The organism is Xenorhabdus griffiniae (genome assembly GCF_037265215.1).
Taxonomy (GTDB): Bacteria; Pseudomonadota; Gammaproteobacteria; order Enterobacterales; family Enterobacteriaceae; genus Xenorhabdus; species Xenorhabdus griffiniae.
Genome location: NZ_CP147737.1, coordinates 1,520,001 through 1,542,533, shown reverse-complemented (window position 1 = coordinate 1,542,533; position 22,533 = coordinate 1,520,001). Strand labels below are relative to the sequence as shown.

The 22,533-nt window shown below is 42.8% G+C and carries 17 protein-coding genes and 2 rRNA genes (1 of these 19 cut by a window edge); 13 read left to right on the top strand and 6 right to left on the bottom strand.

What is annotated here, in order from left to right; genetic code table 11:
- Positions 1 to 6: 6 nt before the first annotated feature.
- A complete protein-coding gene (gene crcB / locus WDV75_RS06940; RefSeq protein ID WP_273558204.1) occupies positions 7 to 381 on the top strand; it encodes a fluoride efflux transporter CrcB in 375 nt (124 codons plus the stop codon).
- Positions 382 to 535: 154 nt separating this feature from the next.
- Here crcB and cspE read toward each other — a convergent pair whose 3' ends face one another.
- Together cspE and WDV75_RS06930 are read right to left on the bottom strand one after the other, a co-directional pair.
- Complete coding sequence (gene cspE / locus WDV75_RS06935; RefSeq protein ID WP_047769142.1) at positions 536 to 745, bottom strand: transcription antiterminator/RNA stability regulator CspE; 210 nt, start codon at positions 743 to 745, stop codon at positions 536 to 538.
- 189 nt (positions 746 to 934) lie between these two features.
- Positions 935 to 1,420 carry a methylated-DNA--[protein]-cysteine S-methyltransferase gene (locus WDV75_RS06930; RefSeq protein WP_189760551.1) on the bottom strand — a complete coding sequence of 162 codons (486 nt, stop codon included), beginning with the start codon at positions 1,418 to 1,420 and terminating at the stop codon, positions 935 to 937.
- A 1,411-nt stretch (positions 1,421 to 2,831) separates the two neighbouring features.
- On the opposite strand from WDV75_RS06930, the gene proV reads away from it, so the two are divergent.
- The 8 genes from proV (at position 2,832) to emrB (ending at position 11,183) form a co-directional block, all read left to right on the top strand.
- Positions 2,832 to 4,034, top strand: coding sequence for a glycine betaine/L-proline ABC transporter ATP-binding protein ProV (gene proV / locus WDV75_RS06925; RefSeq protein WP_273558203.1), 1,203 nt, complete (start codon positions 2,832 to 2,834; stop codon positions 4,032 to 4,034).
- Positions 4,024 to 5,121: a glycine betaine/L-proline ABC transporter permease ProW gene (gene proW / locus WDV75_RS06920; RefSeq protein ID WP_273558202.1), complete on the top strand. Its 1,098-nt coding sequence runs from the start codon at positions 4,024 to 4,026 to the stop codon at positions 5,119 to 5,121. The genes proV and proW overlap by 11 nt, the downstream gene beginning before the upstream one ends.
- 118 nt (positions 5,122 to 5,239) lie before the next feature.
- Positions 5,240 to 6,208 (top strand): glycine betaine/L-proline ABC transporter substrate-binding protein ProX, encoded by a 969-nt coding sequence (gene proX, locus WDV75_RS06915; RefSeq protein WP_273558250.1) that lies wholly within the window; start codon positions 5,240 to 5,242, stop codon positions 6,206 to 6,208.
- A 201-nt stretch (positions 6,209 to 6,409) separates the two neighbouring features.
- Positions 6,410 to 7,162: an AzlC family ABC transporter permease gene (locus WDV75_RS06910; RefSeq protein WP_273558201.1), complete on the top strand. Its 753-nt coding sequence runs from the start codon at positions 6,410 to 6,412 to the stop codon at positions 7,160 to 7,162.
- Positions 7,163 to 7,206: 44 nt separating this feature from the next.
- Positions 7,207 to 7,542 (top strand): L-valine transporter subunit YgaH, encoded by a 336-nt coding sequence (gene ygaH, locus WDV75_RS06905; RefSeq protein WP_189760991.1) that lies wholly within the window; start codon positions 7,207 to 7,209, stop codon positions 7,540 to 7,542.
- A gap of 129 nt (positions 7,543 to 7,671) precedes the next feature.
- The gene (mprA, locus tag WDV75_RS06900) at positions 7,672 to 8,187 is read left to right on the top strand and encodes a transcriptional repressor MprA (RefSeq protein ID WP_189760990.1); all 516 of its coding nucleotides are present in this window, start codon (positions 7,672 to 7,674) and stop codon (positions 8,185 to 8,187) included.
- Positions 8,188 to 8,429: 242 nt separating this feature from the next.
- Positions 8,430 to 9,632, top strand: a complete 1,203-nt coding sequence (gene emrA, locus WDV75_RS06895; protein ID WP_273558200.1) for a multidrug efflux MFS transporter periplasmic adaptor subunit EmrA — start codon at positions 8,430 to 8,432, stop codon at positions 9,630 to 9,632.
- A gap of 9 nt (positions 9,633 to 9,641) precedes the next feature.
- Positions 9,642 to 11,183, top strand: coding sequence for a multidrug efflux MFS transporter permease subunit EmrB (gene emrB / locus WDV75_RS06890; protein WP_273558199.1), 1,542 nt, complete (start codon positions 9,642 to 9,644; stop codon positions 11,181 to 11,183).
- A gap of 107 nt (positions 11,184 to 11,290) precedes the next feature.
- Here emrB and fhuF read toward each other — a convergent pair whose 3' ends face one another.
- Positions 11,291 to 12,058: a siderophore-iron reductase FhuF gene (gene fhuF, locus WDV75_RS06885; RefSeq protein WP_273558198.1), complete on the bottom strand. Its 768-nt coding sequence runs from the start codon at positions 12,056 to 12,058 to the stop codon at positions 11,291 to 11,293.
- A gap of 654 nt (positions 12,059 to 12,712) precedes the next feature.
- On the bottom strand, positions 12,713 to 13,753 hold the full coding sequence (locus WDV75_RS06880) for a tRNA/rRNA methyltransferase (RefSeq protein WP_273558197.1): 1,041 nt from the start codon (positions 13,751 to 13,753) through the stop codon (positions 12,713 to 12,715).
- A 134-nt stretch (positions 13,754 to 13,887) separates the two neighbouring features.
- On the opposite strand from WDV75_RS06880, the gene WDV75_RS06875 reads away from it, so the two are divergent.
- From WDV75_RS06875 to WDV75_RS06860, 4 genes are all read left to right on the top strand, one after another.
- Positions 13,888 to 14,559 carry a tRNA-uridine aminocarboxypropyltransferase gene (locus tag WDV75_RS06875; RefSeq protein WP_273558196.1) on the top strand — a complete coding sequence of 224 codons (672 nt, stop codon included), beginning with the start codon at positions 13,888 to 13,890 and terminating at the stop codon, positions 14,557 to 14,559.
- Positions 14,560 to 14,673: 114 nt separating this feature from the next.
- Positions 14,674 to 17,316: a bifunctional acetate--CoA ligase family protein/GNAT family N-acetyltransferase gene (locus tag WDV75_RS06870; RefSeq protein ID WP_273558195.1), complete on the top strand. Its 2,643-nt coding sequence runs from the start codon at positions 14,674 to 14,676 to the stop codon at positions 17,314 to 17,316.
- 206 nt (positions 17,317 to 17,522) lie between these two features.
- Positions 17,523 to 18,881 (top strand): CDP-diacylglycerol--serine O-phosphatidyltransferase, encoded by a 1,359-nt coding sequence (gene pssA, locus WDV75_RS06865; protein ID WP_273558194.1) that lies wholly within the window; start codon positions 17,523 to 17,525, stop codon positions 18,879 to 18,881.
- A 116-nt stretch (positions 18,882 to 18,997) separates the two neighbouring features.
- Positions 18,998 to 19,351: a YfiM family lipoprotein gene (locus WDV75_RS06860; RefSeq protein WP_273558193.1), complete on the top strand. Its 354-nt coding sequence runs from the start codon at positions 18,998 to 19,000 to the stop codon at positions 19,349 to 19,351.
- 78 nt (positions 19,352 to 19,429) lie between these two features.
- Here the strand turns inward: WDV75_RS06860 and rrf are convergent.
- Both rrf and WDV75_RS06850 read right to left on the bottom strand, forming a co-directional pair.
- A 5S ribosomal RNA gene (gene rrf, locus WDV75_RS06855) occupies positions 19,430 to 19,545 on the bottom strand.
- Between the two features lie 89 nt (positions 19,546 to 19,634).
- Positions 19,635 to 22,533: ribosomal RNA gene (locus WDV75_RS06850) — 23S ribosomal RNA — on the bottom strand (it continues 12 nt past the right edge of the window).

The window sequence follows — 22,533 nt, the reverse complement described above, 5'->3', positions numbered from 1 at the left end:
ACCATCATGATGAATATTATATTTGCTGTATTTATTGGTGGTGGCTTGGGTAGTGTACTACGCTGGCTCATCAGCCTTCGCCTAAATACACCTGCTTCCCCTATTGCCGTTGGTACGCTGACGGCAAATTGTCTTGGTGCCTTTATCATTGGATTGGGTTTGGCCTATTTTAACAAAGCCACACATCTCGATCCGGTTTGGAAGATGATGCTAACGACAGGGTTTTGCGGTGGGCTAACGACCTTTTCCACCTTTTCCGCTGAAGTCGTTCACTTATTGCAGGTCGGAAAAATAGGTTGGGCACTGTTTAGTATTTTGGTGAATATAATCGGCTCATTGTTGATGACAATATTGGCTTTTGCCATGATGAACAAACTGTAACTATCTATACTAATCCAACTTCAAGTTGCAGCTTTGCTTGTCTATATTTCCCCGCGTAGTAGGAGATATAAGACGTATCTTGAAAGACGATTAGCCTAAAAGCTAATAAAAAAACCCGTTATCAAAACGGGTTTTCAGAATACGGGATTCGAAATTAGATTGCGACAACGTTTGCAGCAGATGGACCTTTCGCACCCTCAGTAATTTCAAACTCTACTTTTTGGCCTTCAGCCAGAGTCTTGAATCCGCTAGACTGAATGGCGGAAAAGTGCACAAAAACATCTTTACTACCATCTTCTGGAGTGATGAAACCAAATCCTTTGGATTCATTGAACCACTTAACGTTACCTTTAATTTTTGACATTAAAACTTACCTTTAATAAAAAAGACACGAACTCTGTGTCACGTACAGTACAGCAAATAATATAGTCCACTGTCTGCAACATAGATCACGAAACATATAACCGAATGTAAAAAAACACACTTTTTGTTTAATTACACTGATTGATTTTATACGCCAATGGTGATTTCACAAATAAATTAGCGTTTTATTTTAATTCTGTTTACTTTTTACCTTTCTATTCTTTTCATGATCGAGTAGCCACCTTTTGATATCCAGCCCACCGGTGTAGCCAACCAATTTACCATCATGTCCAATCACCCGATGACAAGGCACAATCAAAGAAATAGGGTTGCGTGAATTCGCCATACCGACCGCACGACAATAATTTACCGATCCCAATGTTAGCGCCAACTGTTTATAACTCCACATTTCTCCATAAGGAATTTTACACAGTTTCTGCCAAACACGCTTTTGGAATTCAGTTCCCTGCATACTTAAGGGAACGGTAAATGTTAGCCGTTTTCCTTTAAAATATTCCTGCAACTCTTTCGTGCACTGCCTGGTTATCACACTCTTCGATTCTAATTCTTTCTTTTCATTGACGAAATAGATACTGGTTACTCCTTCATCGTCCGCAGTGATATGTACATAAGGCTTGGGAAATCCTTCTGGAGTATTCAGGTAATGATGATACATAAACTACCTCCATTTAATTTATTATTGAAAATTTCTGTACTAGCCTAAATCTCTCATTCATCAATTTGCAATGATGAATTCGGTTACACATCTGACAATTTGATAAAGAAACCATCGCGCCCTCTGACAATTAAAATTATGGCTCTGCCAATAAGTTATAATACTTTATTTTTAATGTTACCTCTTTAAAAAAGATTAAAACACTACATATAGGCAAACTAATTAAATTAACAACCATATATAGTATAAATTTCACAATTAAATTATCTCAATATAATACACATATGTTAGTTTTTATTATTACTAAATAATATAGCACCCAGAAATTTTACTAGAAGTGTTATTATTTATAGTAAACACAGTGGCATATCATCCGTCGATTCCAGGTTAAAGGGAGCTAATTTCCCTAAAAGAGATACACTACACTGCGGCCAATCAACTCAATGGTGCGAAAAAGCCAGTTATACCCAAGCATTAACCGCGTTCACTCACAAACTGCGTGAAGAGCATCGCCCAGGCACTAAGATGTGAAATGATGAATCAGGCATAATGAATTTCAATTCGTTATTTCACCAATTATTGGATATTAAATTCCATATCGATTAAATAGGTTTTCATAATACTGAGAGTATCAGATGTTAAGGTTCCTTACCCCGCACGGTGCGAAGGGTAAGGAATACGCCTATCATTTTGAAACGCTATTTATACGCATTACCTTTCAAGTTGCTCATTATAAGACAACAATGCATTTTGAAGTGAGATATCGTGTTGTAAATTGCAACTTGAAGTTTAATGAGTATAAATACTCATTGAAAATTCATCTGTAAAATTTCAATACATAGAAAATACATAAAATTAATATTGAGCATTAAATTTCAATTCCATACCATGTGGTTAATTAATTATAAAAAACAATAATTATAAATGACATATGCTATTGTTATATCAATCTAACTTCAAGATGCGTGCAATTTCTCCCCGCGGAGCGGGGAAAAATGAAATCAAGTTTCATATAGTGTTGTAAATTGCAACTTGAAGCTTAATGCGTATAAATAATAAGACGCATCTTGAAAAACGATTGGTATATGCAACTAAAAAATAAGCATAAAAAACCAAAAGATCATAAAAACCAATGCAATACACCAAAAATAAAAACCCAATTAAATTTATGCATAATAATGACTTTTTTGTTTTATGAGAAAAGTCATTTACCTGGTTGAATTTCATTAAATTAACACCCAAAAACTTACTTTATCCTTCCCATATTATGTCATGGAAAAACATAAATTTTTATTAATGATTTAAAATAAGGGGTTGTCAGTACATTTTAATATGTTAGGGTATATGTTGATAAAATAGCACCGGAGTAATTAAACACAATATATCATCAACAACAGGAAAATATTATTCCATGACTGTTAAACTTGAAGTTAAGAATCTCTATAAAATATTTGGTAATAATCCTGAGCCAGCATTTAATTTATTAGCATCTGGTTTCAGCAAAGAACAAATACTTGAAAAAACAGGTCTTACCGTCGGTGTTCAAGATGTCAATCTGGCCATTGAAGAAGGCGAAATATTTGTGATCATGGGATTATCTGGTTCAGGTAAATCCACACTAGTACGTCTTCTCAATCGTCTGATAGAACCGACCAAAGGTCATGTACTTATCGACAACGAAGAGATTTCCACCATCACAGAAACTCAGCTACGAGACGTTCGTCGCAGCAAGATCAGCATGGTCTTCCAGTCATTTGCACTGATGCCACATTTGAATATTCTGGAGAATACGGCGTTTGGTATGGAACTTGCGGGTGTCCCCAAAGAAGAGCGTCATCAAAAAGCACTTGAAACACTGCAACAAGTCAATCTCGAAAACTACGCGCTATCATATCCCGATGAACTTTCCGGTGGGATGCAGCAACGTGTTGGGTTAGCCAGAGCTTTGGCTAACAATCCCGATATTCTGTTAATGGATGAAGCTTTCTCGGCCCTCGATCCTCTCATCCGTGCCGAAATGCAAGATGAATTACTGCGCCTGCAAGGGGAACATCAACGTACCGTGGTTTTTATTTCCCATGACTTGGATGAAGCCATGCGTATCGGTGATCGCATTGCCATCATGCAGGACGGTATTGTCGTTCAGGTCGGTACACCTGATGAGATTATGAATAGCCCTGCTAATGAATATGTCAAAACATTCTTCCGTGGTGTGGATGTTGGGCATGTCTTCTCAGCCAAAGACATTGCCCGCCGCCGCCCAGAAACGTTGCTTCATGCCGCAGCAGGTTTTGGTCCCCGCTCTGCATTGAAAGTACTGGATAATGAAGACAGAAACTATGGCTATTTAATCGAAAAAGGCCAGAAATTTATTGGCGTGGTATCTGTCAATTCCCTGCAACAAGCATTGACAGAAAAAAAATCCATTGAACATGCCATATTGGAAAAACCCACCGCCGTTTCAGCAGATGTTCCGCTAAACGAATTGATATCCACTGTCGCGCAATCTCCCTGTGCCATTCCTGTCATAGATAACAATAGCCGTTATTTAGGTGTCATTTCCAAAGGAATATTGCTACAGGCCTTAGATAAGGAGGCACCCAATGGACAATAATTCTCCACAGACAGTCACTGATCCCTCCAACAACAGTGATCCCTGGATGGACAGTGGTACTGCTGCTCCTGCATCAAACCACGATTGGCTGAATACTTCTGCAACCAATACGCCTCCAGCACATTTTGATTTCATGTCACCTTTTCAGCATAAGCTCATTCCGTTTGACTCATGGGTGACCAATATCATTGATTGGATTGTTGTGCACTTCCGACCTATTTTTCAAGTCATCCGCGTTCCGGTAGATATTGTCCTCAGTGGTTTTGAACAGTTTCTGACGACACTGCCTCCTCCCATCACCATTTTGTTTTTTGCATTACTGGCCTGGCAAATTGCCGGAGCAGGAATAGGCGTGATCGCTTTCATTTCACTGATCATGATCGGTGCAATTGGGGCATGGTCAGAAGCGATGATAACTATGGCTCTGGTGCTCACTGCCCTATTTTTCTGCCTTATCATTGGGCTTCCTCTTGGGATCGGGTTGGCTCGTAATGAACGGCTAGCCAAAATTGTTCGTCCCTTACTGGATGCTATGCAAACCACGCCTGCTTTCGTTTATCTCGTTCCCATCGTAATGCTGTTTGGCATAGGTAATGTACCCGGCGTTATCGTCACCATTATTTTTGCATTACCACCGATTATTCGCCTGACAATTTTGGGCATAAAACAGGTTCCATCAGATTTAATTGAAGCCGCCAGATCATTCGGCGCAAGCCCACGGCAGATGCTGTTCAAAGTGCAACTGCCGTTGGCGATGCCTACAATCATGGCAGGAGTGAATCAAACATTGATGTTAGCGCTTTCCATGGTCGTCATCGCTTCCATGATTGCCGTTGGCGGCTTGGGGCTGATGGTATTGCGCGGTATTGGCCGCCTTGATATAGGATTAGCCGCCGTTGGCGGTACAGGCATTGTCATTCTCGCCATTATCCTTGATCGCCTGACTCAATCCTTGGGTAAAAATCATCGAACCAGAGGAGGACATTGGTATTGCTCTGGGCCAATAGGCTTACTGCGCCTATTTTTTCTCTCAATTTGCTCAATAAGAAAAAAAAATCGTCCATCAAAATCATGCCAGTCAAAATAATACCCCCCAACAATATCCGACCTGGCAACAAAAGGAGGAAACAACCATGCGCATAATCACCTTATGCAAAGAGATCATGAATAAGGGGATAATTTTTACAGCGCTCTCTATAGTATTCATGAGCCTTTCATTATCATCAGTAGCCTCTGCAACTGACCTGCCCGGCAAAGGGATCAGTGTACAACCGCTACAAAGTACAATCACTGAGGAAACATTTCAGACGTTGATTGTCTGCAAGACATTAGAAAAACTCGGCTACGACGTCAAACCGATCAAAGAAGTTGATTATAACGTTGCTTACACTTCCATTGCTTCTGGTGATGCCACTTTTATGGCCGTCAATTGGGTGCCACTCCATGATGCCCCGTACAAGGCTGCTGGAGGAGATAACATCTTCTATCGCAAGGGAAGTTATGTCGTAAATGCGGCTCAAGGGTATCTTATTGATAAAAAAACCGCAGAAAAATATCACATCACCAATATTGCTCAATTAAAAGATCCCAAACTTGCCAAGCTGTTTGATAGTAATGGCGATGGAAAAGCAGATTTGACAGGCTGTAACCCTGGATGGGGGTGTGAAAGTGCAATTAATCATCATTTAGCTGCTTATGGATTAAAAAATACCGTGGAACAAAACCAAGGCAATTATGCGGCGATGATGGCTGACACGATTGCCCGTTATCGGGCAGGTAAGCCTATCCTCTATTACACCTGGACACCTTATTGGGTCAGTGATGTACTGAAACCCGGAAAAGATGTCGTTTGGCTGCAAGTCCCCTTCTCTGCAATCGGTGAGGGAGATACCATCAACACCCAATTGCCTAACGGACGTAACTATGGTTTCCCTCCCAGTTCCATGCGTATCGTGGCAAACAAAGCGTGGGCGGAAAAGAACCCCGCTGCGGCGAAACTTTTTGCTGTGATGACCCTACCTATTGCGGATATCAGTGCTCAAAATAGGCTCATGCATAATGCTAAAATTTCAGAAGCTGATATTGAACGCCAAGCTAAAGACTGGATCAAAACACATCAGAAAACGGTAGATGGATGGCTAAAAGCCGCCAGAAAAGCCGCTCACAAAGCATAAATTCACCTTTCCTTTATTCTGCATCTGGTAGCCGTGAAGACATTAACAAAAATTCACGGCTATCCAGTATTCTCCTTCCGATCACTATCAATCCTTTTGTTCTCAATGATATTATTTAAATAATTTATATATTTTATATTTTCACTTTCATCATATTTTGTTAATGTTGTTTCATCTGTTAACAAAAAAATAAAATACTCTATGCCAATGCCTGATAAATCCGCATCTGATATACCAATAGAATCCGAGAGTCCGCTACCACACAAGGCTTCGTCATTTAAAGAAGGTATTTGGGATAGCCTCCCAATCGCCATTGGCTACATTCCCGTCTCTTTTGCATTTGGCTTAAGTGCCACTAAATTGGGATTTACTCCCATAGAAGCCATATTTTTTTCCTGCGTCATTTATGCGGGTGCCAGCCAGTTTGTCATCACCGCTTTACTGAGCGCAGGAATGTCATTGTGGTTTTCTGCACTCACCGTAATGGCAATGGATATCCGCCACATTTTATATGGCCCTGCTTTACGTTATCGCATCAAACAAAAATTATCGGAAAAGAAAACCATAATTTGGGCCTTTGGCCTGACTGATGAAGTTTTTGCCGCAGCAACCGCCAAATTGATTAAAGACCAACGAAGTTGGAGTGAAAATTGGATGGTCGCCATTGCAACCTGTTCCTGGCTCTCTTGGGTGTTAGGTACTGTAGCTGGGGCCATATTGGGTAACGGTTATTTAAGCGCTTATCCCGCCATTGAAGCTGCCATGATATTTATGCTTCCAGCTTTATTCTTAAGTTTTTTGTTAGCCTCTTTCAAAAGACAAAATACCTACTGTGTTGCCGCTGCTTTATCAGGCGCACTAATGGGAATCACATTTTTTTCAATCCCCATCGCCATTCTCGCGGGGATCATGAGTGGATGTTTAGCAGCACTTTTGCAAACTAAAAATGCATGATTAGTACCTTACATAATTAATATATTACATAATTAACTCATTATATGATTGATAATAAAATACTTCTTATCGGACTTATTGTAGGTGCGGCCAACTTTCTATTCCGCTATCTTCCTCTTCGTCTGGGCGTCAATCGCTCACCGACAGAAAAAAAAGGAAAAATGGGCGTCATACTCGACAGCATTGGTATTGCATCAATTTGCTCACTCCTTATCGTCTCAAGCATTCCTGATGTCATGAAAGAGCACAGCAAACTTTTTCCAACTCTCATTGGCTGCTTGACCATCTGTCTGTTTTTCTACAAAACTCGAAGCATCATTATTTCAACACTGTCTGGTGCCATAGCTTTTGGAGTAATATTCAAGCTATTTATGAATTAGGTATCAATATTAAAAGAAATATGATGATAATAAATAACTATAATTGCTAAATTTAACTTTTAATATAGTATTTGTAGGGTTTTTGACAAAAGTTACTTTACCGGTTGAAACTAATAAGGTATCTAAACAATGGAAAGTTCATTCACTCCCACAGAAGAGTTACTTAATTGCCGTGTAGCACAGCAAAAAAGTTTACCCTATCAAGAGATATTACTGACTCGCTTATCCATGCATGTCCAGAGCAGGCTTCTGGAAAATCGCAACAACATGCTGAAAGCACAAGGAATCAATGAAACCTTGTTTATGGCTCTAATGATTCTGGATACCAAAGAAAGCCGTAGCATTCAGCCATCAGAACTCAGTGCGGCATTAGGCTCTTCCCGTACAAATGCAACCCGAATTGCTGATGAATTAGAAAAGCAGGGCTGGATAGAGAGAAAGGAGAGCCATAATGATCGTCGTTGTCTCCATCTCCATCTTACAGAAAAAGGTTCAAATTTCTTGAATAGTTTGCTTCCACCACAGCACGAGTGCCTGGTTAAGCTTTGGTCTATCCTGGATTCAGAGGAGAAAAAACAGTTAGAAAAATTGATGAGAAAAGTTTTGGGACAATTAGATAATATTGGTGATTGTTTAAGTAACTGATTGCCTTTCTTCTGGACGGTTTTGAACTAAGAAAACATGTTATAGCAACATGATCTAAAAAAACTTTTCTACTAGCCTGTATCATCAGATACTTCGTATGGCTGACTATTATCTTCAGATAATACTGAAATCCATATCGTTCGTCTCTTCCAGTAGTGTAAACGCACACTACTGGAAACGTGTTTGTCCTGTTCAGGGCCACACAATCAATAATAAGCTAAAAACAAATATGGGGACTCTCCATGAGTATTAGTGAGAAAGCATCACTGCCGTCTAGCGAAAAACACTCTCCTGCAAAGGTGAAAACTAAAAAACAAAAACGCCACTATATCATTACGTTATTGACGTTATTTTTCCTTCTGCTTGGGGCTGGCTATAGCGTTTACTGGTTTCTCACTTTACGTTACTACCAAGAAACCGATAATGCCTATGTTACAGGTAATCAAATACAAATCATGTCGCAAATTGCAGGCAGTGTCGTGACTGTTAATTTTGACAATACTGATTTGGTGAAAAGTAGTCAGCCTCTTGTTCAACTCGATCCCCGTGACGCTGAATTGGCTCTGGAAAAAGCTAAAAATGAATTAGCCAATACTGTCCGACTCACTCATCAACACATGATCGACAGTAAAAGATATCAAGCCATCATTGAACTGAAAAAAATTGCTCTCAGAAAAGCCCAAAATGATCTCAACCGCAGGGAGATATTGGGAACTCAAGATTTAATTGGCAAAGAAGAATTGCAACATATGCGCGAAACCGTCTCTGCTGCCCAAGCGGATCTGGATGTCGCTATAGCTCAATATCAAAGCAACCAAGCCATTATTTTAACGACTCCACTGGAAAAACAGCCAGCTATCGAAAAAGCGGCTTCCGGTGTTCGTGATGCCTGGCTCGCCTTGCAGAGAACCAATATTGTCAGCCCTGTTGATGGTTATGTCGCTCGCCGTAGCGTTCAGGTAGGTTCCCGTATCAACTCAGGAACACCATTGATGGCGATCGTGCCTGCTAACAATATGTGGATTGAGGCTAATTTCAAAGAAACCCAACTGGCAAACATGCGGATTGGACAACCCGCGACAATCATCAGCGATTTCTATGGTGACGATGTTGTCTATACCGGCAAGGTTGCAGGCATTGATATGGGAACCGGTAGCGCCTTTTCTCTGTTGCCCGCGCAAAATGCCAGTGGAAATTGGATTAAGGTTGTACAACGCTTACCGGTTCGTATTGAACTTGATCCTGAACAATTAAAACAACATCCCTTGCGAATTGGGTTATCAACAAAAGTCACCGTGAACACCACGAACACTGATGGAACTGTACTGGCAACCACTGAACGTCCCCTTCCGGCCTATCAAACCAAGGCATTGACGATAGATATGACTCCTGCAAACAAAATAGTTACTGACATTATTAATAGTAATTCAGGCAACCAAATTTAAGGGGGAGCCATGGTAACAAGAGAACCGCTTACAGGTACGAAACTCGCCCTTTTGACCATTACTCTTTCAATGGCGACTTTCATGCTTATTCTCGACTCTACCATTGCCAATGTCGCCATACCGACGATCGCGGGTAATCTAGGTGCGTCAAGCTCACAGGGAACGTGGGTAATTACCTCCTTCGGCGTCGCAAACGCAATTTCCATTCCTATTACCGGTTGGTTAGCGAAGCGTTTCGGTGAGGTGAAATTGTTCCTCTGGTCTACCGCAATTTTTACTCTTTCATCCTGGTTATGTGGCCTCTCCAATAGCCTCGGTATGTTAATTTTCTTCCGTGTGATGCAAGGATTGGCCGCCGGCCCCGTACTTCCCCTTTGCCAAAGTTTATTGCTAAATAACTATCCATTGGCAAAACGAAATATGGCATTGGCACTATGGTCGATAATGATTGTTGTTGCTCCTATTTGCGGGCCTATCCTTGGCGGTTATATCAGTGATAACTACCACTGGGGATGGATCTTTTACATCAATATCCCCCTTGGTATCGCAATTATTTTTACTATTATGCAGCTATTGCGTGGCCGAGAAACGAAAACAGAAATCCGTCCCATTGACGTTACTGGGTTGTTCTTGCTGGTGATTGGTATTGGCAGCCTGCAAATTATGCTTGACCAAGGCAAGGAACTTGATTGGTTTAATTCTACAGAGATTATTATCCTTACTGCTACCGCGGTTATCTCACTTATTTTTCTGATCATATGGGAACTGACTGATGATCATCCGATCATCGATCTTTCCCTGTTTAAGCTACGCAATTTTTCCATTGGTACACTGAGTGTTAGTCTCGGCTTTATGATGTACTTCGGTTCAATTGTTTTATTGCCGCAGCTATTACAAGAAGTTTATGGCTATACCGCAACCTGGGCTGGCTTTGCGGCCGCACCGATAGGATTGCTGCCACTGTTATTGTCACCCGTCATTGGCAAGTTTGGCCATAAGATAGACATGCGCTATATCGTGACATTTAGTTTCATCACTTATGCGATTTGCTTCTATTGGCGGGCATATACCTTTGAACCAGACATGGATTTCGCTGCAACTGCATGGCCTCAGTTTGTTCAAGGACTTGCCATGGCATGTTTCTTTATGCCGTTGACAACCATTACATTATCAGGGCTAGCACCAGAACGAATGGCCTCAGCCTCCAGCTTGTCGAACTTTACCCGTATATTGTCGGGTTCAATCGGGACATCCCTCACAACCACAATGTGGACACAACGTGAATCTATACACCACTCGAACCTTACGGAATACATCAACCCATATAACCCGAATTATCAGCAAATACATCAGCAATTAGCCCAATTGGGCATGAATGATGAACAAATATCAGCTTATCTGGCAAAACAGATCACTCATCAAGGGTTAATTATCTCTGCCAATGAGATCTTTTGGCTTTCAGCGGGCATATTTCTTGTCTTGACGTTATTGATCTGGCTGGCAAAACCACCTTTCTCTGCCGGAGGTAAAGACCACGGGGGAGCGCATTAAGCTTATTACATTCAATATACGGATTTTCACGGGAGTATTTGCTCCCGTGAAAAAAGGCTACTCGCCACAATTCTCTCATCATAAAGTATTACTTACGATTAAAAGGATTACGCTGTAGGTTCAAGAGGACAATCGTGACAATTCCCGACTCCGGGTAATTTATTTCTTTGGCAGCAACAACGGCGTTGTATTACATTATTTTTCATAATCACTGTACGATAAAGTGGGTTGTCCCTGCCATCAGGCAACGTTTGTGTAAAGAAAAGATCTTGTATTAATGTATCATACTGATCCGATTCCATTCTTTCCCTGAAATTATTTAAGTACCAATGCATAACATAGCCAATGTTATTCCACAATAAGCGCCCATTTATTCCACGATAGGATACAATTTTTTCACATACCGGTATAATATGCCGATCCAGCATAGAATGATAACGCGCCAATAACGATATTGATTCGTCCAACCATGTTAGCTGATAATAAGCAACATTTGGCCTGCCAGTTTCATGAAATTCAATTTGAAAAAGATGATAATCCGTATCAACAGCCTGAGGATATTCTAATAACATTAACATCATTGGTGGGACAATTAAGCCAAAATACCATTGTGTCCATAAAGAATAGAGCGCTTTCTGATTTGGTTTTAATTCGTTGTCACTATAATATGAATCCTGGTAGCTTTTTATCAATAATGGCAATTTTTCATCACTCGACCATTGATAAAACCCCATACTTTCCGATGGCACATTGTCTGAATTGATCTTTACTGATGAATTGAAATGGCTAAATGCCCCATCAAATAGGTTAGTGATATCTTCAATCGTTATTTCAGAAGCCAACTCAATGGAGCCTTGATTACTTTTATTTGTCATTCCCTATTCTCCTAACACCTATTATCAGCCCTAAATGTAAATTCTTCTTACGCTCATCCACTTACAGACAATTCAGACAGGCACACTTTCATCATACTTAAACAATTCAAACTTGCAGAATATATCCATCTGATATAAATATTGTGATTGATAGTTTCCACCTGTTTCTATATATAAGCATTAGTTGATAATTTGATATATCACTGAAATCTCTGGACATAACTATCCAATAATGGGGTATTTATTCTGGCTCATTAAGGATATATCAATCTAACTTCAAGATGCGTGTGATTTATCCCCGCGAAACGGGGGAGAAATCAGGTTTCATATCGTGTTGTAAATTGCAACTTGAAGTTTAATGCGTATATGATTTTTCTTTTTTATCAAATGATAATGAAAATGATTGTTATTAGCAATAATGGAAAAGTAACGAATTTAGAGAGAATAAAAATTTAAATCAATACTTCCGTTTAAAATAATAACAAATGTTTTTATTTGATTTTGCAGTGTAATAATAAAAATAAACTTAATAAATTACAGGAAATAAAATAAGGCCCTGACTAAATAGACAGGGCCTTATTAACAATGAAACTTAAACTATCTATTTCCAAGTCACTATTCTTTGACTAAATGGTAACTTGCGATAGAGATAGATTAAACCTTATTCTGACGCCACCATTCCGCCAGCATAATACCTGTTGCAACAGAAACATTCAGACTTTCTACCCGTCCCGTTCCACCAATAGAAAGACGAATGTCACCATCTTCCCAAATGCTGTCACTTAGTCCGTCACTTTCCTGCCCTAATACCAAGACCATTTTTTCTGGCAATGTTGCTTGCGCCAGTGTTGTGCTGCCTTTATGACTTGATGTCGTCACAATTGTGTAGCCTTGGTTACGGAATTGATTTAGCGTAGTCGTGAACCCATCCGCATCAATGCCTTTGATGTGCTCAGCGCCGCCTTCTGCTGTACGAACAGCGGCACCTGATTCCAACAGCGCTGTATCCTGCAAAATGACCCCCTGTACGCCAAAATGCGCACAACTACGCATAATTGCGCCAAGATTATGTGGATTACCTACATTTTCCAATGCCAAGACACAATCTTTTGCGGGCGCCTGCTGCAAATAGGTTTCCACATCCAAACCATTACGTTTCTTAATCAGGAAACAGACACCACCGTGGTGCTCTGTACCTGATGCCTTGGATAGCTCTTCGTCGTCAACGACATGGTAAGCTTTGCGATTTGCCGCCATCCATTTCAAGGCATCGCGAAAACGCGGCGTGACCGATTGAACAAACCAGGCCCGAACAATCGCATCAGGACGGTGCTGGAACATTGCCTGGCAAGCATTTTCCCCATAGATGCGAGTTTCTTCCAAACGCTGACGACGAAGCTGTTCAGGATCAATGTTGCTTTTGCCGCTAATGCCCTGGTGCTCTGGATTAAGAGATTCATCCTCTGGACGGGAGATTGTTCTCCACGGAGAACGATCGCCTGAGCGCACTGGGCGTTCATTGCCACGACGGCGGTCACCCTGATCGCGCCCTTTACCAAACGGCCGGTTATCACTCTTACGGCTGTCACTGTTTTTACGACGATCGCCGCCTTTACGGTTATCGTTATTGTCCTCATTATTACGGACATACATTACTTTGACTTTGCCGTTCTTACCACTATAGGAATCGTTCATTTATTTCTCCAACTGCGTTATGGCGCGAAGATTACCCGATGTACGCGTCCGAAGCTACCTCCGGTAACGACAATCCATTAAAATATCCGCTAATTTTTTACTGGTTCTATCCACGAACATGTTTGAGTTCTTAAATGAGAAATAACAACGCCGTTTATCAGCTTCGCCAACACCGCCTTGCCCGCTCTACCCGCCCTTTTCTGGCAAGGGGGTGCCGAGTGCAGCGTTGCCTGCATTGTTTATTACCCCAAAATAAATGTCTATGTGAAATGATTTCACCTGTAAATGCGGAAAGCCGCTTCTGTCTCATCATGTTCGATACGGAGCCGATGAAACCCAGTAATACGGGAAAGTTGATTGCAGATATTCTGCCTGATACATGCGCTTTTCTCTGGTCTAGAACCGAGCCTGATCAACAACTGCTCGAAATCGTGCGTGATCCAACCCGACAACCTTATCTGATCTTTCCAGACAGTTATGCTACGCCTACTCGTACGGTGTATCAGCAGCTCCCCGCCAACCAAAAACCACCGCTGTTCATTATATTGGATGGTACTTGGCCTGAAGCAAGAAAAATGTTTCGCAAAAGCCCATATTTAGATGATATTCCCCTATTGTCTATTAATAATATTGCCAAAATGGACTATTTACTTCGGGTGCCCTCCAGAACAGAACAACATTGTACCGCCGAAGTTGCAGCTGCGGCATTAGAATTAGCCGGGGATATTAAAGCGTCACAATCATTATTGAATCATTTCAATCACTTTCGTGAACAATATCTGGCCGGAAAATCCAATCATCTGTAGGGATAACTCACAGTAATGCTTGACAATCCGCGCTAAAGTCACTGATGGTGGCTAAAGTTATTCATGGTAATTGTTATTGTTTATTGATGTGATAGCTGATAAGGAACCCCAGAAATGAGCCAGCGCGGACTTGAAGCATTATTACGCCCTAAATCTATCGCCGTTATTGGTGCTTCTGAAAAACCAGAAAAAGCCAGTTCAGTGTTGATGAGAAATTTGTTAATGGGTGGGTTTACAGGACCTATTCTCCCCGTAACGCCACACAAATCTGCCGTTCTGGGTGTGTTAGCCTATCCTGCTATCGATAAATTACCATTAACGCCTGACCTGGCTGTGATCTGTACTCATCACAGTCGTAATTTGTCTTTACTAGAGCAACTGGCCCAACACGGATGCAAAACTGTCATTATTTTATCTTCTCCGCCATCACAATTTACTGAATTGAAACTGTGCAGCCAAAAACATCATCTTAGAATTCTGGGGCCAAATAGCCTTGGTATCTTAGCCCCCTGGAGTGGGCTAAATGCCAGTTTTTCCCCGATCCCTATTCTTAAAGGTAAACTCGCCTTTATTTCACAATCAGCAGCAATATCCAACACAATTCTGGACTGGGCTAACCATCGCAATATTGGTTTTTCGTATTTTATTGCCTTGGGCGACAGTGTTGATATTGATATTGATGACCTGCTCGACTTTTTAGCAAGAGACAGTAAAACCAGTGCCATTTTGTTGCATCTCGAACATATCAGCGATGCCCGCCGTTTTCTTTCTGCTTCCCGAAGCGCTTCACGCAATAAACCAATTCTGGTCGTGAAAAGCAGTCGTACCCGGCAAGTCCAGAAGTTGCTGGGAGAACAACAAAATTTTGATGCGGCTTATGACGCAGCAATTCAACGAGCCGGATTACTGCGTGTACAGGATACACACGAAATGTTCTCCGCAGTGGAAACATTGAGTTTTATGCGGCCATTGCGTGGAGAACGTTTATTGATCGTCAGTAATGGAGCAGCACCAGCGGCAATGGCACTGGATGAACTATTCAGGAGAACCGGCAAACTCGCTATATTAAGTGAGGAAACGATCAATGGGTTGTCTGGCACACTTCCAGACACGTTGCTTTTACGTAATCCATTGGATATCGGTGATGATTCTTCTACCGAACGATATGTTTCTGCACTCAGGTTACTTTTGGATAGTCATGATTATGATGCCTTACTGTTAATCCACTCACCCAGTGCCATATCCCACAGCCAAACTACAGCAGTTCAGGTTATACAAACCATTAAAGAACATCCTCGTGGGAAATGGCTCACTATTTTTACTAATTGGTGCGGAGAATACTCTTCATTGGAAGCCCGACGTCTGTTCAGTGAGGCTGGTATTCCAACTTATCGGACACCAGAAGGTGCCATTACCGCCTTTATGCATATGGTGGAATATCAGCGAAACCAAAAACAGCTAAAAGAAACACCATCTTTACCCATTGGCATCACATCGAATACGGCTCGAGCCCATGAGTGTATACAAAAGGCACTTGATAACGGGAATATTCGATTGGATACCCATGAAGTACAACCTATTCTTGATGCTTACGGTTTAAATACTTTACCAACTTGGATCGCTCATACCAGTGATGATGCGGTCGATATTGCAGAAAAAATTGGCTATCCCGTAGCATTAAAACTCCGCTCCCCTGATATCCTACATAAATCAGAGGTTCAGGGAGTGATGCTTTATTTACGCAATGCTGATGAAGTTAAAGCCGCAACACAAGCGATTATTGAACGTGTTAAACAAAACTTCCCGCAGGCCAGGATCCATGGATTATTAGTACAAAGCATGGCTAATCGGGCCGGCACACAAGAGCTGAGAATTGCTATTGAGCAAGATGAGATATTTGGTCCCTTAATCATGCTAGGTGAGGGAGATATCGATTGGATGCATGAAACACAGGCGGCTGTCGCTCTTCCTCCCCTTAATATGGCACTAGCACGCTATCTGGTTATTCAGGCAATTAAGAGTGGCAAAATAAAATCTGGTGGTTCACTTTTGCCGCTGGATATTCTTGCTCTCAGCCAGTTATTGGTCAGAGTATCGAATCTTCTGATCGATTGCCCGCAAATTACTCGTATGAATATCCATCCACTGCTTGCATCAGGTAATGAGTTCACGCTATTGGATGTGACAATGGAGTTAATGCCAGTAACAGGCGATCCCCGCAAGAGACTGGCTATCCGGCCTTATCCTAATGAACTGGAAGAAACTATCTATATCAAAGATGATGTTGAATGTTTGCTACGGCCAATCCTGCCGGAAGATGAACCTTTGCTGAAAGCATTTATCGGTCAGGTAACAAAGGAAGATCTTTATTATCGCTATTTCAGTGAAATTAACGAGTTTACTCATGATGATCTTGCAAACATGACTCAAATTGACTACGACCGAGAAATGGCATTCGTAGCGATCCGCCATCCAGCAACAACACCTGAAATTATTGGTGTCGCTCGTGCCATGGCTGATCCCGATAATATCGAGGCTGAATTTGCGATATTAGTCCGATCAGATCTGAAGGGAATTACGTTAGGCTATCAACTTATGACTAAACTGATTAACTATACAAGAGAACATGGTATTCAAGCACTAACAGCTATTACCATGCCTGAAAACCGTAACATGATCCAACTTGCGAAAAAACTTGGATTTACTATTGATATACAGTTAGAAGACGGCATTGTTAATCTTATGTTGAAACTCTAAGTAAAAAATAAATTCAACATACATCTTGTAATGAACACTAAAAAAATGCTGACTCCGTGATAGATCGCACAGTCTTAAAGCAATCAGCTCAAGAGAGTTAATTCATACTCACAATGGACCAAACTAATGGTATCATCGCCGGATCATTTTGATTCATACACCTTATGATGGTATTAACACCATTTAGACTAAGAGAAAAACGCACTGTGATGTTGTCCAAATTTAAACAAGCAAAACACCAACAACACCTTGCACAACTGCCTAAGCTACCACAATCAGTTGCTGATATTGCAACACTTTATGAATCTAAAGTGTTTCGCAGCACCTTATTGGAACGTATAGCAAAGGCCAAAAAGCATATTTATATCGCCGCGTTATATTTAGAAAACGATGATGCAGGACAAGATATTTTGACTGCATTATATGCCGCTAAACAGAAACGCCCTGAGTTAGATATAAAAATCCTGGTTGATTGGCATCGTGCTCAACGAGGCCGTATTGGTGCAGAAGCTGTGGCAACAAATGCAGACTGGTATTGCGCCATGGCTGAAAGCTACCCTGATGTCAATATTTCTATCTTGGGTGTTCCAGTGAATACACGTGAAGCACTGGGGGTTTTGCATCTGAAAGGCTTTATCTTTGATGATACGGTTATTTACAGTGGAGCAAGTATTAATGATGTCTATCTGCACCGCCATGAAAAATACCGTTACGATCGTTATCATTTGCTGCATAATGCAAAACTTGCCTCGATCATGAAGCAATTTATTGACGAGAGTATTATTAGCGCTGGAGCCGTAAAAAATTTAGCCTGCCACAATCGCCCTCGTAGCCTTGAAATTAAAAATTTGATCCGTCAATTTCGTGCTTCATTGAGGAATAGCGAGTATCACATTGAAAATCAAGCATCCAATGAAGAATTGGCGGTAACTCCCCTTGTGGGATTAGGCAAGAAAAATCTGCTGAATAAAACAATTTGCCATCTCATGTCTTGCACTGAAAACAAGTTGGTTATTTGTACACCATATTTCAATTTACCAGCAGTATTAGTGCGTGCAATATCTCGCCTACTCCGCCAAGGAAAGCAAGTTGAGATCATCATCGGAGATAAAACAGCGAACGATTTTTATATTCCACCCGAAGAACCATTTAAGATCATTGGTGCATTGCCTTATCTGTATGAAATTAACTTGCGTCGATTCACCAGTCGGCTGCAAAAGTTTATCGATAGCCAGCAATTAACTATCCGATTATGGAAAGATCAAGATAATACTTATCACTTAAAAGGGATCTGGGTTGATAATAAATGGCAATTAATTACGGGTAATAACCTGAATCCTCGCGCATGGGGATTGGATCTGGAAAATGCTATTCTTATTCATGATCCCCACCAAGAGATGCAAGAGCAACGTGCAATGGAGTTGGATTGCATCCGTACCCATACAAAAATTATCCACAATTATCAGGAACTGGAAAGTATCCAGCTCTATCCTGTTAAGGTACGCAAACTGATACGACGCTTGCGCCGTATTCGGGTAGACCGATTAATCAGCAGGATATTGTAAAATAGATAAATAATTATCTTTTTTTGAATCCCCTCTCGCTATTGGCGGAGGGGATTTTTGTACCTTATTTATCAAACAGCTATGATTTAAAAAAATAAATCATGGCGTAAATTACGATGAGAAAAAACATCATCACTCTGATACGAAATATATTAATAATCTCTCCTATCCTATTGAATACTTCTTGTTCCAATATTCGTCAGGCAAATGACAACTGGACAGGAAAAGATAAAGTGCAACATTTCTTATTTTCTGCAATTGTCGCTGCTGCGGGTAATGCTTATGGTGATCGTCAGCATTGGGATCATCGTGAAAGTGCACAATTTGGTGTATTGTTATCCGTTAGTATTGGTGCAGCAAAAGAACTTTATGATAGCCGCCCATCAGGAACAGGCTGGAGTTGGCATGATATTGCTTATGATATAGCTGGAGCGATAGCAGGTTATAGTTTATATCAATCGGTGAAGTAATTTTTTAATCTTCTATTTCTAAGGCACCCAAACGCAAAAAAGCCATCCGGTGACGGATGGCTTCTCTGACTAATTGATGTCTGGCAGTGTCCTACTCTCACATGGGGAGACCCCACACTACCATCGGCGCTACGGCGTTTCACTGCTGAGTTCGGCATGGGGTCAGGTGGGACCACCGCGCTATTGCCGCCAGACAAATCCTGTTTTCAATCCCGAACAAGCTGCTTTTCTACGCTGAAACCCGTCTCTCTCTTTCCACTCCCGAAAACCCCTTCGGTGTTGTCAGGTTAAGCCGCACGGTTCATTAGTACCGGTTAGCTCAACGTCTCGCAACGCTTACACACCCGGCCTATCCACGTCCTCGTCTCGAACGTTCCTTCAGTACCCTCAAGGAGTAAGGGAAGACTCATCTTAAGGCAAGTTTCCCGCTTAGATGCTTTCAGCGGTTATCTCTTCCGCACTTAGCTACCGGGCAGTGCCATTGGCATGACAACCCGAACACCAGTGGTGCGTCCACTCCGGTCCTCTCGTACTAGGAGCAGCCCCTTGCAATCTTCCAACGCCCACGGCAGATAGGGACCGAACTGTCTCACGACGTTCTAAACCCAGCTCGCGTACCACTTTAAATGGCGAACAGCCATACCCTTGGGACCTACTTCAGCCCCAGGATGTGATGAGCCGACATCGAGGTGCCAAACACCGCCGTCGATATGAACTCTTGGGCGGTATCAGCCTGTTATCCCCGGAGTACCTTTTATCCGTTGAGCGATGGCCCTTCCATGCAGAACCACCGGATCACTAAGACCTACTTTCGTACCTGCTCGAGCCGTCACTCTCGCAGTCAAGCTAGCTTATGCCTTTGCACTAACCTCACGATGTCCGACCGTGATTAGCTAACCTTCGTGCTCCTCCGTTACACTTTGGGAGGAGACCGCCCCAGTCAAACTACCCACCAGACACTGTCCGCAACCCGGATAACGGGCCGGCGTTAGAACATCAAACATTCAAGGGTGGTATTTCAAGGATGGCTCCATGCAGACTGGCGTCCACACTTCACAGCCTCCCACCTATCCTACACATCAAGGCTCCATGTTCAGTGTCAAGCTATAGTAAAGGTTCACGGGGTCTTTCCGTCTTGCCGCGGGTACACTGCATCTTCACAGCGAGTTCAATTTCACTGAGTCTCGGGTGGAGACAGCCTGGCCATCATTACGCCATTCGTGCAGGTCGGAACTTACCCGACAAGGAATTTCGCTACCTTAGGACCGTTATAGTTACGGCCGCCGTTTACTGGGGCTTCGATCAAGAGCTTCTCGCCGAGGCGATAACCCCATCAATTAACCTTCCAGCACCGGGCAGGCGTCACACCGTATACGTCCACTTTCGTGTTTGCACAGTGCTGTGTTTTTATTAAACAGTTGCAGCCAGCTGGTATCTGCGACTGGCCTCGGCTCCGGAAGCAGGTTCCTTCACCTAACGCCAGCGTGCCTTCTCCCGAAGTTACGGCACCATTTTGCCTAGTTCCTTCACCCGAGTTCTCTCAAGCGCCTGAGTATTCTCTACCTGACCACCTGTGTCGGTTTGGGGTACGATGGACCCGAATCTGAAGCTTAGGGGCTTTTCCTGGAAGCGGGGCATCAGCAACTTCAGCACCGTAGTGCCTCGTCATCGTGCCTCAGTGTTGTGGCTCACCGGATTTGCCTGGTCAGCCCACCTACACACTTAAACCGGGACGACCGTCGCCCGGCTTGCCTAGCCTTCTCCGTCCCCCCATCGCAATTCGGGCCCGTACAGGAATATTAACCTGTTTCCCATCGACTACGCTTTTCAGCCTCGCCTTAGGGGTCGACTCACCCTGCCCCGATTAACGTTGGACAGGAACCCTTGGTCTTCCGGCGAGCGGGTTTTTCACCCGCTTTATCGTTACTTATGTCAGCATTCGCACTTCTGATACCTCCAGCCCACCTCACAGTGGACCTTCAACGGCTTACAGAACGCTCCCCTACCCAACGACACGTTGTGTCGCTGCCGCAGCTTCGGTGCATGGTTTAGCCCCGTTACATCTTCCGCGCAGGCCGACTCGACCAGTGAGCTATTACGCTTTCTTTAAATGATGGCTGCTTCTAAGCCAACATCCTGGCTGTCTGAGCCTTCCCACTTCGTTTCCCACTTAACCATGACTTGGGGACCTTAGCTGGCGGTCTGGGTTGTTTCCCTCTTCACGACGGACGTTAGCACCCGCCGTGTGTCTCCCGTGATAACATTCTTCGGTATTCGCAGTTTGCATCGGGTTGGTAAGTCGGGATGACCCCCTAGCCGAAACAGTGCTCTACCCCCGAAGATGAATTCACGAGGCGCTACCTAAATAGCTTTCGGGGAGAACCAGCTATCTCCCGGTTTGATTGGCCTTTCACCCCCAGCCACAAGTCATCCGCTAATTTTTCAACATTAGTCGGTTCGGTCCTCCAGTTAGTGTTACCCAACCTTCAACCTGCCCATGGCTAGATCACCGGGTTTCGGGTCTATACCCTGCAACTTAACGCCCCGTTAAGACTCGGTTTCCCTGCGGCTCCCCTATACGGTTAACCTTGCTACAGAATATAAGTCGCTGACCCATTATACAAAAGGTACGCAGTCACCCTGATAAATCAAGGCTCCCACTGCTTGTACGTACACGGTTTCAGGTTCTTTTTCACTCCCCTCGCCGGGGTTCTTTTCGCCTTTCCCTCACGGTACTGGTTCACTATCGGTCAGTCAGGAGTATTTAGCCTTGGAGGATGGTCCCCCCACATTCAGACAGGATAACACGTGTCCCGCCCTACTCATCGAACTCACAGCCTGTGTCTCTTCGTGTACGGGACTATCACCCTTTACTGTGCGCCTTTCCAGACGCTTCCACTGACACACACACTGATGCTGGTTCTGGGCTCCTCCCCGTTCGCTCGCCGCTACTGGGGGAATCTCGGTTGATTTCTTTTCCTCGGGGTACTGAGATGTTTCAGTTCCCCCGGTTCGCCTCATTAACCTATGGATTCAGTTAATGATGGTGCAACGGATTGCACCGGGTTTCCCCATTCGGACATCGCCGGCTGATAGCGCTTCATATCAGCTCACCGGCGCTTTTCGCAGATTAGCACGTCCTTCATCGCCTCTGACTGCCTAGGCATCCACCGTGTACGCTT